We start from the raw sequence: 13,333 nt of genomic DNA, 5'->3' as shown, positions 1-13,333 counted from the left end.
GATGCTGGTGACGGCTGGGACCGCGCCGCTCCAGCGGCGCTCGTGATGCGTCGCTGAAGCGACGCAGTCCGACGTCATCAGCCGCCGCCGAAGTCCTGCCCCGAACGTACTCAACCCGTCGACGGCAGAGGCTTCTCGGAAGCCCGGCTTTCGCGCAGCTCCTTGATCGCGGCGCGTGCCAGGGCGTCGGCGCGCTCGTTCTCGGGGTGGCCGGCGTGCCCTTTCACCCAGTGCCATTCGATGCGGTGCGAATGCAGCGCTACCTCCAGCCGCTGCCAGAGGTCGACGTTCTTCACCGGCTTCTTGTCGGCCGTGCGCCAGCCGTTGCGCTTCCAACCGTGGATCCACTTGGTGATACCGTCGCGCAGGTAGACGCTGTCGGTGAACAGCTGCACGATGCTGGGCCGCTTCAGCGCTTCCAGCGCCATGATCGCGGCCATCATCTCCATGCGGTTGTTGGTCGTGGTGGCCTCGCTGCCCGACAACTCGCGCTCGACATCCTTGTAGCGCAACAAAGCACCCCAGCCGCCGGGGCCGGGATTGCCGCTGCAGGCGCCGTCGGTGAAGATCTCGACGGCGGGATCAGGCGCTGTGTCGGTCATAGGCCGTAATCGTCCGGGCCGCCGGCGCCGCGGTGGAAGCGCAGCCGCGCCAGGTATTCCAGCGGGTCCTTGCGTTTGACCATGGCACCGGGCGGCGTATGCAGCCAGTCGTAGAGCCGCGTCAGCAGGAAGCGCATCGCGGCGCCCCGCGCCAGCAGCGGCAGGGCGTGGCGCTCGGCCGCCGACAGCGGCCGCACCTGCTGGTAGCCGCTCACCAGGGCGCGCGCCTTGGTGACGTTGAAGCTGCGGTCGGCCTCGAAGCACCAGGCGTTCAGGCAGATCGCCACGTCATAGGCCAGCAGGTCGTTGCAGGCGAAATAGAAGTCGATCACGCCGCTCAGCGTCTCATGCAGGAACAGCACGTTGTCCTGAAACAGGTCGGCGTGGATGACGCCGGCGGGCAGATCGCGCGGCCAGTCGCGCTCGAGCACGGCGAGGTCGGCAGCCAGTTCGTCGGCCAGGCCGGGTGCGACTTCGTGCGCCCGCATGCGGGTGCTGTCGAACAGCGGGCGCCACCCGGCGACGGACAGTGCGTTGGGACGCTTCAGCGTGAAGTCGGCTGCCGCCAGATGCAGGCGCGCCATCGCCGCGCCGACCGGCGCGCAATGGTCGACCGTGATGCGCCGCGGCCACAGCCCCGACAGGAAGGTGATGATCGCCGCCGGCCGGCCGGCCAGGGTGCGCAGCGCGCGGCCGTCGCGACCATGCACCGGCGTCGGGCAGGGAATGCCGCGCGCCGCCAGGTGGTCCATCAGGCCGAGGAAGAACGGCAGGTCGCGCGGATCGACGCGCTTTTCGTACAACGTCAGGAAATAGGTGCCGCGCGTGGTGGCCAGAAGGTAGTTGGAATTCTCCACGCCTTCGGCGATGCCCTTGCACGATTGCGGCTCGCCGATGTCGTATTCGGCCAGGAACGCATCGAGCTGGTCGTCGGCAACCTCGGTATAGACGGCCATCAAGCCACCAGGGCGCGTGGCAGCCTGAACACCGTGTTTTCGTCGGTCACGCGTACTTCCTCGATGGTCACGGCATAGCGGGCACGGCAGGCGGCGAGCAGCTCCTCGACCAGAAGCTCGGGCGCCGACGCGCCAGCCGTGATCCCCAATCGCCATACACCATCGAGCCAGCGCCAGTCCATGTCGGCAGCGCGTTGCACCAGCGTCGCCTTGGGGCATCCGTAGGCGCGCGCCACTTCGACCAGCCGCATCGAGTTCGACGAGTTGGGCGCACCGATCACGATCAAGCCGTCGCAGTCCGTTGCGATCGCCTTCACCGCCGCCTGCCGGTTGGTGGTCGCGTAGCAGATGTCTTCGCGCTTGGGGCCATTGAGATGCGGGAAGCGGCGCTGCAGGACGGCGACGATCTGTGCCGTATCGTCGACCGACAGGGTTGTCTGCGTGACGAACGAGAGGCTGTCGGCGTCGGCGATTTCCAGTCGCTCGGCCTGCTCGACCGTTTCGACCAGGATCACGGCACCCGGCGGCAGCTGGCCCATGGTGCCGACCACTTCCGGATGGCCGCTGTGTCCGATCAGGATCACGGTGCGGCCGGCGGCATGGTGGCGTTCGGTTTCGCGGTGGACCTTGGACACCAGCGGACAGGTGGCGTCGACATGGATCATGTGGCGTCGCGCCGCCTCGGCCGGCACGGCCTTGGGCACGCCATGGGCGCTGAAGACCACCGGCCGGCCGTCCGGCACCTGGTCCAGCTCCTCGACGAAGATGGCGCCCTTCGCCTCCAGGTTTTCGACGACGAAGCGGTTGTGCACGATTTCGTGGCGCACATAGACGGGCGGCCCGAATTTCAGCAGGACGCGTTCGACGATCTGGATCGCCCGGTCGACGCCGGCGCAGAAGCCGCGCGGGCTGGCGAGCAGGATGGTCAGGGGCGGCTTGGCGGCGGCGGATGGCATGGTTGATCGGAAGGTTCGCTTGTCGCGGCTGCGGAGCATCCTCTAGAATCGGCTCGCACCGGCGGCGTAAGACACCCTACCAGACCGCCCATTCGCGAGGAAGCAACCATGGCCAGCCCTGTTGTCGCGGCCAAGGCACCCATCAAGACGGCCGTCGAGGCCGGCAAGGACTATTGGTGGTGTGCCTGTGGCAAGAGTACCAAGCAACCTTTCTGTGACGGCAGTCACAAGGGCTCTGAGTTCACGCCCGTGAAATACACGCCGACCACGTCGGGCGACGTCTGGTTCTGTGCCTGCAAGCACAGCGGCAAGAGTCCGATGTGTGACGGCACGCACAAGACCGTATAGAACGCTGCCATTCCGGCCGGGCCTGGCCGCCAGAAAGGACGATCGATGAAAGTGCGTTTGCTTACCCTGCTGGCGCCGGGGGCGCTCGCCGCCGGCCTGGCAGCTTGCGGCCCGTCGACCCAGGAAGTGTCGGATCTGCGCCAGGCCTGCCCGCAGGCCATGCGCGTTCAGGATGCCGCCACGCTGACACGCTTTCGGCCCAGCGGTGGACGCGATCGCACCGATGTGATGTTCCAGGCCGAGCTGAGCAAGGTCGACATCGCCTGCGACCCGCGACGCGGCAGCGTCTATGTCGAGCTCACGCTGGATATCGTCGTCAACGAAGGCCCGGCCTTGACCGACCGCACCGCCAATGTCGGTTATTTCGTGCGCCTGATGGATCCCGCTGGCACCATCGTGCAGGGCCGCAATTTTTCCGCCGACTATCGGTTCTCGGGTAATCGCAACCGGCAGGGCTCATCGGAGCAGCTGACGCTGAATGTTCCGCTGCGCGAGGGTCAGCAGGGCGGTGCCTTCACGGTCGCCGTCGGACTGCTGCCGACGGCCGAGGAACTCGAGTTCAATCGCCGCGGCGGCCGCCAGTAGTCGCTGTCGCCGCGTTGCTCCCAAATGCAGCGAGGGCTCCCCGTCACGGGAGCCCTCGCTTGCATTGGGGATTGACGGTTATCGTTCAGCCGGGCTTGGCATTCAGCACCGCCCAAACAGCCTCGACGAATGTCGGCGCATGGTCGGTGAGCGAACCGGTGATGCGGCCATAGACCTTGAAGGTCGCCGCCTGCAGTACGACACCGACCACCGAGGCGGTCAGCGCATCGATATCGCGCTTGGGGATCTCGCCGGCGGAGATCGCTTGCGCGATGACGTCGCGCACCACATCGACCGGATTGGGTAGATCTTCCGACAGGCTCGCCAGGAAGTGGTGCTGGGTCAGCAGATGGTAGGCGAAGGTCGTCCAGTCGCGGTCGGCCCAGTCGCAGTAACAGCGCACAATGGCTTCCGCCTTCTGGCGCAGTTTCTTGTGCGGTCGGATGGCCTCGAGGAGCGCTTCCGCCAGCGCCACGTGATGGCGTGTGAAGAGCTCCAAAGCGAGCGCGTCCTTGCTCGGAAAGTACCGGTAGATGGTACCCTCAGCGACCGACGCGGCCATTGCGATCTCGCGTGTCGTCGTTTCCGCGACGCCTCGCGCCATGAAGAGCGTCAAGGCTGCGCGCTCGACTCGCTTCTTGGTGTCATCCGCCTTACCCATGGCGGGATTATTAATGGTGAGCAGCCGCTTAGGGAAGACCCGATTTTAGGCCAACCCTCGGGAATCCCGGCGCTTTTGTCGGATGTCGAACAATATTGCCGCAACGTTGCGCCGACCCGGCCTGTGACCATTTGAGGCGCCGTCCTGGGTTCGGCTCTGAACGTGTAGTCGTTCGCAGGCTAACGAAGCCGCCGGCGCGGTGCCTGACGGCCGCCCGGACGCGGGCAGCCGGGACGAATTTGCAGCCGCAGAATTGGTTGTCCACGACAAATCGACCACGCCGGCAGCGGCCTGCCGTTGCGCTGCAATGGGGCCGCGGTTTATGGTCGGCCGGTCAGATGATCCCCGTGGGAGAGAGCCTGTCGCTTCGGCGGCAGGCCGCCGAAGGAGCAACCGCCCCGGAAACTCTCAGGCCACCGGACCGCGGGGGGATGGCACTCTGGAAAGCGGTCGTGACCGGCGGGGCCGGCGCGATCCACCGACGAGGTAAGTTGGGCGCGTTCGCGCGGCCGACCAATCTTTCAGGTCACCGGACAGAGGGGGCGTGGCCGGCGGATGACCGCCGGTGCGTCCCATCGTGTCGAGGTGGCTGGTGGCCGAAACGACCGCGTCCGACTCCCTGAAACGCACGCCGCTTTATGCGCTGCATGTTGAACTCGGCGGCAAGATCGTGCCGTTCGCCGGCTATGAGATGCCGGTGCAGTTCCCGATGGGGATCCTGAACGAGCACCTGCACACGCGCCGCGCGGTGGGCCTGTTCGACGTCTCGCACATGGGGCAGGTCCGGCTCACGGCCAAGCCCGGCAAGAGCGCCGCGGCTGCCATCGAGCGGCTGGTGCCGGGCGACATCGCTGGCCTGAAGCCCGGCCAGATGCGCTACACCCAGCTCACCAACGGGCAGGGCGGTATCCTCGACGACTTCATGGTGACCAGTACCGGCGATCACCTGCTGATGGTCTTCAATGCCGCCTGCAAGGACGCCGACCTGGCGCATGTCCGCCAGCACCTGTCGGACGACGTCGAGATCGAGCCGATGTTTGCGCGCGGGCTGCTGGCGCTGCAGGGGCCCGAGGCGGTCGACGTGCTGGGCAGGCATGCGCCGCAGGTGCGCGCCATGACGTTCATGACCGGCAGCTTCGTCGTGATCGACGGTGCCGAGTGCTATGTCACGCGCTCGGGCTACACGGGGTGCGACGGTTACGAAATCTCGACACCGGGCGATGCCGCCGAGCGCATCGCCAGGCTGCTGCTCAAGGACGACAGGGTGAAGCCCATCGGCCTGGGCGCGCGCGACTCGTTGCGGCTCGAGGCCGGGCTTTGCCTCTATGGTCATGACATCGACACCACCACGACGCCGGTCGAGGCCGGACTGACGTGGAGCATCGGCAAGGAGCGTCGCGCCAAGGGTGGCTTTCCGGGCGATGAGATCATCATCCGCCAGATCGCCTCGGGACCGCCGCGACGGCGCGTCGGCTTGCGGCCGGAGGGTCGCACCATCGCGCGCGAAGGCACCGAGATCGTCGATGCTTCCGGTGCCGTTGTGGGCAAGGTGACCAGCGGCGGCTTCGGCCCGTCGCTCAACGGTCCGTTGGCGATGGGCTACGTCGAGCGCGCGCACGCCGCAGCGGGCACGAAGCTCGCCTTGCTGGTGCGCGGCAAGCCGGCGCCGGCCGAGATCGTCGCCATGCCCTTCGTGAAGCACACGTACTGGCGGGGTTGAGGTGATGGTTTGCGACGCTGTCTTCACCTCTCCCGCATGCGGGAGAGGTCGACGGGCGCGGAGCGCCCGTCGGGTGAGGGGCCTCACACGATGCGTCTTGTCCTTAGCCCCTCACCTTCCCATTGCGCTGCGCGCAATGGGCCCCTTCCTCTCCCGCTCGCGGGAGAGGAGTTGTTTTTCCTTCCAGAGGACACCATGGCGACAGTGAAATACACCGACGAGCACGAGTGGGTCAGCGTCGAGAACGGCGTCGGCACGGTCGGCATTACCGACTACGCCCAGGAGCAGCTCGGCGACGTCGTGTTCGTCGAGGTGCCGGACGTCGGCCGCACCGTCGCCAAGGGCGAAGCGGTGGCCGTCGTCGAGTCGGTGAAGGCCGCCAGCGACATCTATGCGCCGGCCTCGGGCGAGATCGTCGAGGCCAACGCCGCGCTCGCCGATGCGCCGGGCGACGTGAACCTGGAGCCGACCGGCAAGGGTTGGTTCTTCAAGATCAAGCTCGCCGATCCGTCGGAACTCGACGGTCTGATGGACCAGGCCAAGTACGACGCCTTCGTCAAGAGCCTGGCGTAGTTCAAACAGGCTGTCATTCCGAGCGAAGCGAGGAATCTTGTTGGCATGACGCACGGTGCGTCCCTCGAGAAGATCCCTCGCTACGCTCGGGATGACGGATAAGCAGAGAGATCGACGGAGTCCCTGGATGCGATACCTCCCCCTCACCGACACCGATCGCCGCGAGATGCTGGCGACCATCGGCGCGCGGTCGATCGACGATCTCTTCCGTGATGTGCCGCCATCGGTGCGCCTGCCCGGCCCGATCGCCGGCCTTTCCAGCCACATGGGCGAGCTGGAGGTCGAGCGCCGGCTGGGTCGCATGGCCGCCCGGAATATCGCGGCATCCGACGTGCCGTTCTTCGTCGGCGCCGGCGCCTACAAGCATCATGTGCCGGCCAGCGTCGATCATCTGATCCAGCGTGGCGAGTTCCTGACGTCATACACGCCCTACCAGCCCGAGATCACCCAGGGCACGCTGCAGTATCTGTTCGAGTTCCAGACCCAGATCACCATGCTGACCGGCATGGAGGTCGCCAACGCCTCGATGTACGACGGCAGTACGGGCGCCTCCGAAGCCGTGCTGATGGCCAACCGCGTCACGCGCCGCAACAAGGCGGTGCTGTCGGGCGGCCTGCATCCCCACTATCGCTCGGTGATCGAGACCACGGCGCACTGGCAGGGCTTCCGCACCGTCGGCGCGCCCGTCGACGCCGACGGCATCGAGGATCTCAGCGCCCTGGTCGACAAGGAAGTTTCCTGCGTCGTGGTGCAGAACCCCAGCGTGTTCGGCCACGTGCGCGACCTCACGCCATTGGCCGAGGCCTGTCACGCCGCCGGCGCGCTGCTGGTGGTGGTGGTGACCGAGGTCGTGTCGCTCGGCCTGCTGACGCCGCCGGGCGATATGGGCGCCGACATTGTGGTGTGCGAAGGCCAGTCGCTGGGCGTCGGCCTGAACTTCGGCGGCCCCTATGTCGGGCTCTTCGCCACCCGCGAGAAGCTGCTGCGCCAGATGCCCGGCCGCCTGGTGGGCGAGACGGTCGACGCCGACGGCAAGCGTGGCTTCGTGCTGACCTTGAGCACGCGCGAACAGCACATCAGGCGCGAGAAGGCGACGTCGAACATCTGCACCAACTCCGGGCTGTGTGCGCTCGCCTTCACCATCCACCTGACGTTGCTGGGCGAGCGTGGCTTCACGCGGCTGGCCGAGATCAATCATGCCACCGCCGTGCGCGCCGCCGAGCGGCTGGCCAAGGTGCCGGGTGTGAAGGTGCTGAACGAGACGTTCTTCAACGAGTTCACGGTGATGCTGCCCAAGCCGGCGGCACCGGTGATCGAAGCATTGGCCGCCAGGCGCATCCTCGGCGGCGTGCCGGTATCGCGGCTGATCCCCGATGCGCCGCTCAGTGCCGACCTGCTGCTGGTCGCCGTGACCGAAACCGTGACGGATGCCGATATCGAGGCGCTCGCCACTGGCCTTGCCGAGGTGCTGTGATGGTTCAGTCGACCGATCTCTCGCAGGGCCGCAGCGGCACCATTGCGATGTCCGCCGCCGCTGTCGAAACCTCGACCGGCAACCGCGGCCTGCAGCTCGAGGAACGGCTGATCTTCGAATATGCGCACGCCGATCGCAGCGGCGTCGACCTGCCCGAGCCGCCCAAGGTGAAGGATCGCCTCGGCGGCCTGCGTCGGCGTGGCGCCATCGGACTGCCCGGCCTTGCCGAGCCGCAGGTGGTGCAGCACTACACCCGGCTCAGTCAGAAGAACTACGCCATCGACAGCGGCCTCTATCCGCTGGGTTCGTGCACCATGAAGCACAACCCGCGACTCAACGAGCGCATGGCGCGGCTGCCCGGTTTCGGCGACGTCCATCCGCTGCAGCCGCAATCGACCGTGCCGGGCGCCATCGAGCTGATCGGCGAACTCGCCGGCTGGCTCACCACGCTCACCGGCATGCCGGCGGTGGCGATGTCGCCGGCGGCCGGCGCGCATGGTGAGATGTGCGGCATGATGGCGATCGCCGCGGCCCTGCGGGCGCGCGGCGAAGGCCACCGCAAGACCGTGCTGGTGCCGGAGTCGGCGCACGGCACCAACCCCGCGACCGCGGCGGCGCTGGGTTTCACCGTGAAGCCGATCGCGGCCACCGCGGATGGCCGCGTCGATGTCGCGGCGCTCAAGGCGGCGCTGGGGCCGGACGTGGCGGCGATCATGTTGACCAACCCCAACACCTGCGGCCTTTTCGAGCGCGACATCCGCGAGGTCGGCGACGCGGTGTCGGCGGCCGGCGCCTACTTCTATTGCGACGGCGCCAACTACAACGCCATCGTCGGCCGCGTGCGGCCGGGCGATCTCGGCGTCGATTGCATGCACATCAACCTGCACAAGACCTTCTCGACACCGCATGGCGGCGGCGGGCCGGGCTCGGGTCCTGTGGTGCTGTCGGCGCGGCTGGCGCCCTACGCGCCGCGCCCATGGGTGGTGCACGATGCCAACGGCTGGCGCCTGATCGAGGAGGGCGGTGCGATCGACGGCGAGCCACTGGGCCGGCTGAAGGCGTTCCACGGCCAGATGGGCATGTTCGTGCGGGCGCTGGCCTACATGCTGAGCCATGGCGCCGATGGCCTGCGCCAGGTCGCCGAGGATGCCGTCCTGAACGCCAATTACGTCATGGCGCGCCTGCAAGTCGCGCTGACGCCCGCGTACGACGGGCCGTGCATGCACGAATGCCTGTTCGACGATAATTTCCTGAAGGATACCGGCGTCAGTACGCTGGATTTCGCCAAGGCGATGATCGACGAGGGCTACCACCCGATGACCATGTACTTCCCGCTGGTCGTGCATGGCGCCATGCTGATCGAGCCGACCGAGACCCAGAGCAAGCGGTCGCTGGACGAGTTCTGCGACGCCATGCTGCATCTGGCGCGCAAGGCGAAGTCGGGCACCGCCGCCGACGACTTCAAGGCCGCCCCGCGCTTCGCCCCGCGCCGCCGCCTGGACGAGACGCTCGCTGCCCGCAAGCCGGTGCTGCGCTGGCGCCCCACCAACCGCGGCCCCGACGACGGCCCGCTGAAGCAGGCCGCGGAGTAGGAAAAATCCCTTCTCCCCGCGAAGGCGGGGAGAAGGTGGACGCCGCACAGCGGCGGCCGGATGAGGGGCTTCCGCAGCGTCACGACAAGAGGCGATTCTGGTGGCACTACGCGATCCGCGCCAAGACCGCGAAGCCCCGCGTCCGCCGCAGGTGCTGTCGACGCAAACGTCAGGCTTCTTCGTGTCCATCAAAACGTGAAGTGCTGCGGCGCGACCGGAGGCCGCGCCGCAATCGGAGCGATCTCACTCGCTGTTTGGATGAGAAGCGGTGAGCGTGGTCGGATTGGCGTTGTAGACCGACGGGTAGCGTTGCGACCAGTTGGGCGGACCGCCATCGGAAGGATAGCTCAGCACGAGGCCTTCATACTGGTCGAGCTGGCCGTAGGGGCAGGGCGCCGTGCGGGTATACCGCCCGGACGACTGCAGCTCGGTGCCGACCACGACATAGGCCTGCGCCGCAGCGGCCATGCCGCGGATGAAGGTGTCGCCGTTGCCCGTCATGCCCAGCGCCGTGATGAAGGCGCCGTCACCCTGGCGCGCCGTTTCGGGGCCGACGATGCGGCCAACCAGGCAAGCGCGGATCCAGATCTTGTCCACCAGCCCGCGCCAGGCACTGAACAGGCCGGCGTCGGCGGCGCCGAAGCCCTCGCCGAGCTGCAGGTAGGCCGGCGCGCCGTGGCAGGAGATCACGATTTCCTTGAGCTTGCCGCCTGGCGCACCGCGCGCCACACAGGCGGTCCAATCAAGGATGTGACGCTTGGTGTCGGATGCGGAAACCTCCCAGGTATTCCACATCTGTACGCGAACCGGAGCCCGTGCATCGTTCAGGCCCATGTGGGGCGCCTTGATGGAGATCATGGTTCACTCCATTCATGAGTGAGTAATCATATCATTCATATGATAAGAGTCAAGTGAGCGATCAGCTTTCGACAAGTAACGCCGTGATCTCGAGACCTGTCATCCCGAGCGTAGCGAGGGATCTTTCGATGCAGACGCACCCGTGCGTCACTTGCAGAAGATCCCTCGCTCTGCTCGGGATGACGGGCTGTGTCAGCGACGAGTGATTCCCGGTACTACGCCGCCCGCAAGCCGTGCGACTCCAACGGCTTCAAGCGCGGCATCAGAGCCTGCCGCGATAGCGTGGTTACCGGTTGGTCAGGCCGCGGGCGCGCAAGTCACGGTCAGATGGGCCTGCCCGTATACGGCATCGAGGCGGTAAGGCCGCCGTCGACCGGGATCGCCTGGCCGTTGACGTAGGACGCTTCATCGCTCGCCAGGAACAATCCCATCGCCGCCAGCTCGTGCGGCTGGCCGGCGCGCTTCAGCGGATTGAGCTGACCAATCTTGTCGGCGGTGCCGCGCTCCTTGGCCCGGTCGAACACGGGCTTCGTCATGCCGGTTTCGATCAGGCCCGGGCAGACCGCGTTGACGCGCACGCCGGTGCCGGAGAGCGAGTAGGCGGTGGTCTGCACCAGGCTGATGACGCCGGCCTTGCTGGCGCCGTAGGGGTGACCACTGGCACCGGCCTTCAGGCCGGCGACGGACGCGGTGCAGATGATCGAGCCAGAGCCCTGCCTGGTCATGTGCGGAATCGAATGCTTGATGGCCAGGAACGGGCCGATCAGATTGACGCGCAGCACGTCCTGCCAGTGCTCCACGGTCTGATCAGCAAGCGGCACCAGACCGCCGCTGACACCGGCATTGGCCCATATTGCATCGAGCTTGCCGTACGTCGACAGCGCCTTGTCGATGAAGGCTTTCACGTCCGCCTCGGCGCCCGCATCAGCGGTGACGGTTTGGACCGTGCCGCCGGCGTCGCGCACGAGCTTCGCTGTTTCATTCACACCGTCGGTGCGATCGACCGCGATCAGTTTCGCGCCTTCCTTGGTGAACAGCAACGCGGCGGCGCGGCCGATACCGCTTCCCGCGCCGGTGATAATGACGGATTTGCCCTCGAGGCGGCCCATGTCTCTCTCCCTGGTGGCGGGGCAGCGCGCTACACGCTGACCATGCGCTTGCCGCGATTTTCGCCGGCGAGCAACCCGATCAGCGCCTGCGGCGTGTTCTCAAGTCCGTTGATGATGTCCTCCTCCACCTTCAGCTTGCCGGAGGCGACCCAGGACTGCAGGTCCGCGAGCGCGGCATCGCGCTGGTCCATGTAGTCCATCACGATGAAACCTTGCATGGTCAGGCGTTTCACCACGATCAGGCCGGGCACGCCGCGCGGTCCGTGCGCGGAGGGGATCCCGTCATACTGCGAGATCGCGCCGCAGCAGGCGATGCGGCCGCGGTTGTTCATTTGCGAGAGGCAGGCTTCCAGAATGTCGCCGCCGACATTGTCGAAATAGACGTCGATGCCCTTGGGCGCCGCTGCGCGCAGCGCCTTGTAGGTGGCGCCGTCCTTGTAGTCGACCGCGGCGTCGAAGCCGAGCGCACTGGTCAGCCAGTGGCATTTATCCTTGCCGCCGGCGATGCCGACGACGCGGCAGCCCTTGATCTTCGCGATCTGGCCCACGATCGAGCCGACGGACCCGGCGGCGGCCGACACCACCACGGTCTCGCCTTGCCGGGGGTTGCCGACATGGAGCAAGCCGAAATAGGCGGTCAGGCCCGCAACGCCGTAGACGCTCAGCAGATGCGTCATCGGTTCCAGCTTCGGCATCTTCGACAGATGCTTTGCGGGCACCGCGGCGTAGTCCTGCCAGCCGGTGTCGCCGAACACGATGTCGCCCTGCTTCAGGCTGGGGTCTTTCGACGACACCACCTCGGCGATGCTGCCGCCGGCCATCACGGTGTTGGCTTCGACCGCGGCACGGTAGGTGGCGCCGTGCATCCAGGCGCGGTTGGCTGCGTCGAGCGAGATGTAGCGCGTGCGCACCAGCGCCTCGCCGTCCTTCGGCTCGGGGATCGCGCCGTTGGTCAGACGAAAATGCTCGGGACCAAGCTTGCCGGTCGGCTTTTCGACAAGCAGGATCTGGCGATTGACGGTGTCGTTCATGGCGATGTCCCCCTCGCATCGGTCGTTCATCCCGCAACGGGCCACGCTGCCGGCGGCACGAAGGCTACGTCACGCGAACGCGTCGTAAAAGGTGCAATGAGCCGACATTCAATCCTGGGAGCGCGGGCGTCTCGCCCGCTCATGTCTTATCAGGCGAAATTTTGCTTTCGCCGTGGTGATGCGGGCGAGACGCCCGCGCTCCCAGGGAACTCGTTCTAGCTAGCACCTGGAATCGCGGGTCACTGATACTGCTGTCCTCCCGAGCGTAGCGAGGGATCTTCTGCAAGAGACGCACGGGTGCGCCTGCATCAAAAGATCCCTCGCTGCGCTCGGGATGACAGCGCGATCCCATTCGGGCGATAGCCGGGACTAGCGTTCGACGAGCAGCGCCATGATCTCGGCGCCCAGCGCCAGGTCGGCGACATGACCGAACGCCTGGCGCCGCAATCGGCCGGCGCGGTCGATCAGCAGCAGCGTCGGCGTGCCCTGCATGTTGTACGCGCGCATCGTGGCCGGCAACGGATCATCGCCCTCGTACGCATCGACGCCGACCGGAAATTGAATGCGGTTCTCGTGGATGAAGGCCTTGAGCGACACCGGACGCATCGCGTCATGATGCTCGAAGACCGTGTGCAGTCCGATGGTGGCGACCCTGTTGCCGTCGAAGATTTCGTGTACGCGCTTGGCCTGCGGGATCGATTCCTGCACGCAGCCCGGACACAGCATCTGGAAGGCGAAAGCAACGACCACCTTGCCGCGCAGCGCTTCGAGCGTCAGCGGCGTCTCGCTGTTGATCCATTCGCTGATGCGCCACTCGGGCGCCGGCTTGCTGGTCGTTGGCACGATGGCATCTCCTTCCACGTCCGCG

At 66.7% G+C, this 13,333-nt stretch carries 14 protein-coding genes and 2 riboswitches; of the genes, 6 read left to right on the top strand and 8 right to left on the bottom strand.

Going from position 1 to position 13,333, the window contains the following annotated elements:
• Window positions 1-110: 110 nt before the first annotated feature.
• The 3 genes from rnhA to ispH are packed head-to-tail and all read right to left on the bottom strand — an operon-like array spanning window position 111 to window position 2,514.
• Entirely contained in the window at window positions 111-602 is a 492-nt protein-coding gene (gene rnhA, locus FQU96_RS38175; RefSeq protein ID WP_146546668.1) for a ribonuclease HI, read from the bottom strand.
• Window positions 599-1,558: a homoserine kinase gene (locus tag FQU96_RS38170; protein WP_146546667.1), complete on the bottom strand. Its 960-nt coding sequence runs from the start codon at window positions 1,556-1,558 to the stop codon at window positions 599-601. Before FQU96_RS38170 ends, rnhA begins: the two co-directional genes overlap by 4 nt.
• A complete protein-coding gene (gene ispH / locus FQU96_RS38165; protein ID WP_146546666.1) occupies window positions 1,558-2,514 on the bottom strand; it encodes a 4-hydroxy-3-methylbut-2-enyl diphosphate reductase in 957 nt (318 codons plus the stop codon). The genes FQU96_RS38170 and ispH overlap by 1 nt, the downstream gene beginning before the upstream one ends.
• Window positions 2,515-2,622: 108 nt before the next feature.
• Between ispH and FQU96_RS38160 the strand changes: the two genes are divergently transcribed.
• Window positions 2,623-2,862, top strand: a complete 240-nt coding sequence (locus FQU96_RS38160) for a CDGSH iron-sulfur domain-containing protein (RefSeq protein ID WP_146546665.1) — start codon at window positions 2,623-2,625, stop codon at window positions 2,860-2,862.
• Window positions 2,863-2,907: 45 nt separating this feature from the next.
• The gene (locus FQU96_RS38155) at window positions 2,908-3,447 is read left to right on the top strand and encodes a hypothetical protein (RefSeq protein ID WP_146546664.1); all 540 of its coding nucleotides are present in this window, start codon (window positions 2,908-2,910) and stop codon (window positions 3,445-3,447) included.
• An 85-nt stretch (window positions 3,448-3,532) separates the two neighbouring features.
• Here FQU96_RS38155 and FQU96_RS38150 read toward each other — a convergent pair whose 3' ends face one another.
• A complete protein-coding gene (locus tag FQU96_RS38150) occupies window positions 3,533-4,108 on the bottom strand; it encodes a TetR/AcrR family transcriptional regulator (protein WP_146546663.1) in 576 nt (191 codons plus the stop codon).
• A gap of 338 nt (window positions 4,109-4,446) precedes the next feature.
• Window positions 4,447-4,542: riboswitch (glycine riboswitch) on the top strand.
• A 1-nt stretch (window position 4,543) separates the two neighbouring features.
• Window positions 4,544-4,649, top strand: a riboswitch (glycine riboswitch).
• A gap of 51 nt (window positions 4,650-4,700) precedes the next feature.
• Between FQU96_RS38150 and gcvT the strand changes: the two genes are divergently transcribed.
• From gcvT to gcvPB, 4 genes are all read left to right on the top strand, one after another.
• On the top strand, window positions 4,701-5,828 hold the full coding sequence (gene gcvT / locus FQU96_RS38145; RefSeq protein WP_146546662.1) for a glycine cleavage system aminomethyltransferase GcvT: 1,128 nt from the start codon (window positions 4,701-4,703) through the stop codon (window positions 5,826-5,828).
• Between the two features lie 195 nt (window positions 5,829-6,023).
• Complete coding sequence (gene gcvH / locus FQU96_RS38140; protein WP_146546661.1) at window positions 6,024-6,401, top strand: glycine cleavage system protein GcvH; 378 nt, start codon at window positions 6,024-6,026, stop codon at window positions 6,399-6,401.
• 127 nt (window positions 6,402-6,528) lie between these two features.
• The gene (gene gcvPA, locus FQU96_RS38135; protein WP_146546660.1) at window positions 6,529-7,875 is read left to right on the top strand and encodes an aminomethyl-transferring glycine dehydrogenase subunit GcvPA; all 1,347 of its coding nucleotides are present in this window, start codon (window positions 6,529-6,531) and stop codon (window positions 7,873-7,875) included.
• Between the two features lie 47 nt (window positions 7,876-7,922).
• Entirely contained in the window at window positions 7,923-9,467 is a 1,545-nt protein-coding gene (gene gcvPB / locus FQU96_RS38130) for an aminomethyl-transferring glycine dehydrogenase subunit GcvPB (RefSeq protein WP_218575038.1), read from the top strand.
• A 243-nt stretch (window positions 9,468-9,710) separates the two neighbouring features.
• Here gcvPB and FQU96_RS38125 read toward each other — a convergent pair whose 3' ends face one another.
• The 4 genes from FQU96_RS38125 to FQU96_RS38110 all read right to left on the bottom strand — a co-directional run bounded on the left by FQU96_RS38125 (window position 9,711) and on the right by FQU96_RS38110 (window position 13,308).
• Window positions 9,711-10,325 (bottom strand): hypothetical protein, encoded by a 615-nt coding sequence (locus tag FQU96_RS38125; RefSeq protein WP_146546658.1) that lies wholly within the window; start codon window positions 10,323-10,325, stop codon window positions 9,711-9,713.
• Window positions 10,326-10,648: 323 nt separating this feature from the next.
• Window positions 10,649-11,434 (bottom strand): SDR family NAD(P)-dependent oxidoreductase, encoded by a 786-nt coding sequence (locus tag FQU96_RS38120; RefSeq protein WP_146546657.1) that lies wholly within the window; start codon window positions 11,432-11,434, stop codon window positions 10,649-10,651.
• 29 nt (window positions 11,435-11,463) lie between these two features.
• Window positions 11,464-12,465 (bottom strand): NADP-dependent oxidoreductase, encoded by a 1,002-nt coding sequence (locus tag FQU96_RS38115; protein ID WP_146546656.1) that lies wholly within the window; start codon window positions 12,463-12,465, stop codon window positions 11,464-11,466.
• 369 nt (window positions 12,466-12,834) lie between these two features.
• On the bottom strand, window positions 12,835-13,308 hold the full coding sequence (locus tag FQU96_RS38110; RefSeq protein WP_146546655.1) for a redoxin domain-containing protein: 474 nt from the start codon (window positions 13,306-13,308) through the stop codon (window positions 12,835-12,837).
• Window positions 13,309-13,333 lie beyond the last annotated feature (25 nt).

It is taken from the genome of Reyranella sp. CPCC 100927, from assembly GCF_007859315.1.
In the GTDB taxonomy this organism is placed as follows: domain Bacteria; phylum Pseudomonadota; class Alphaproteobacteria; order Reyranellales; family Reyranellaceae; genus Vineibacter.
Note: the sequence above shows the minus strand (reverse complement) of the source record. Positions and strands in the feature narration are given on the sequence as shown.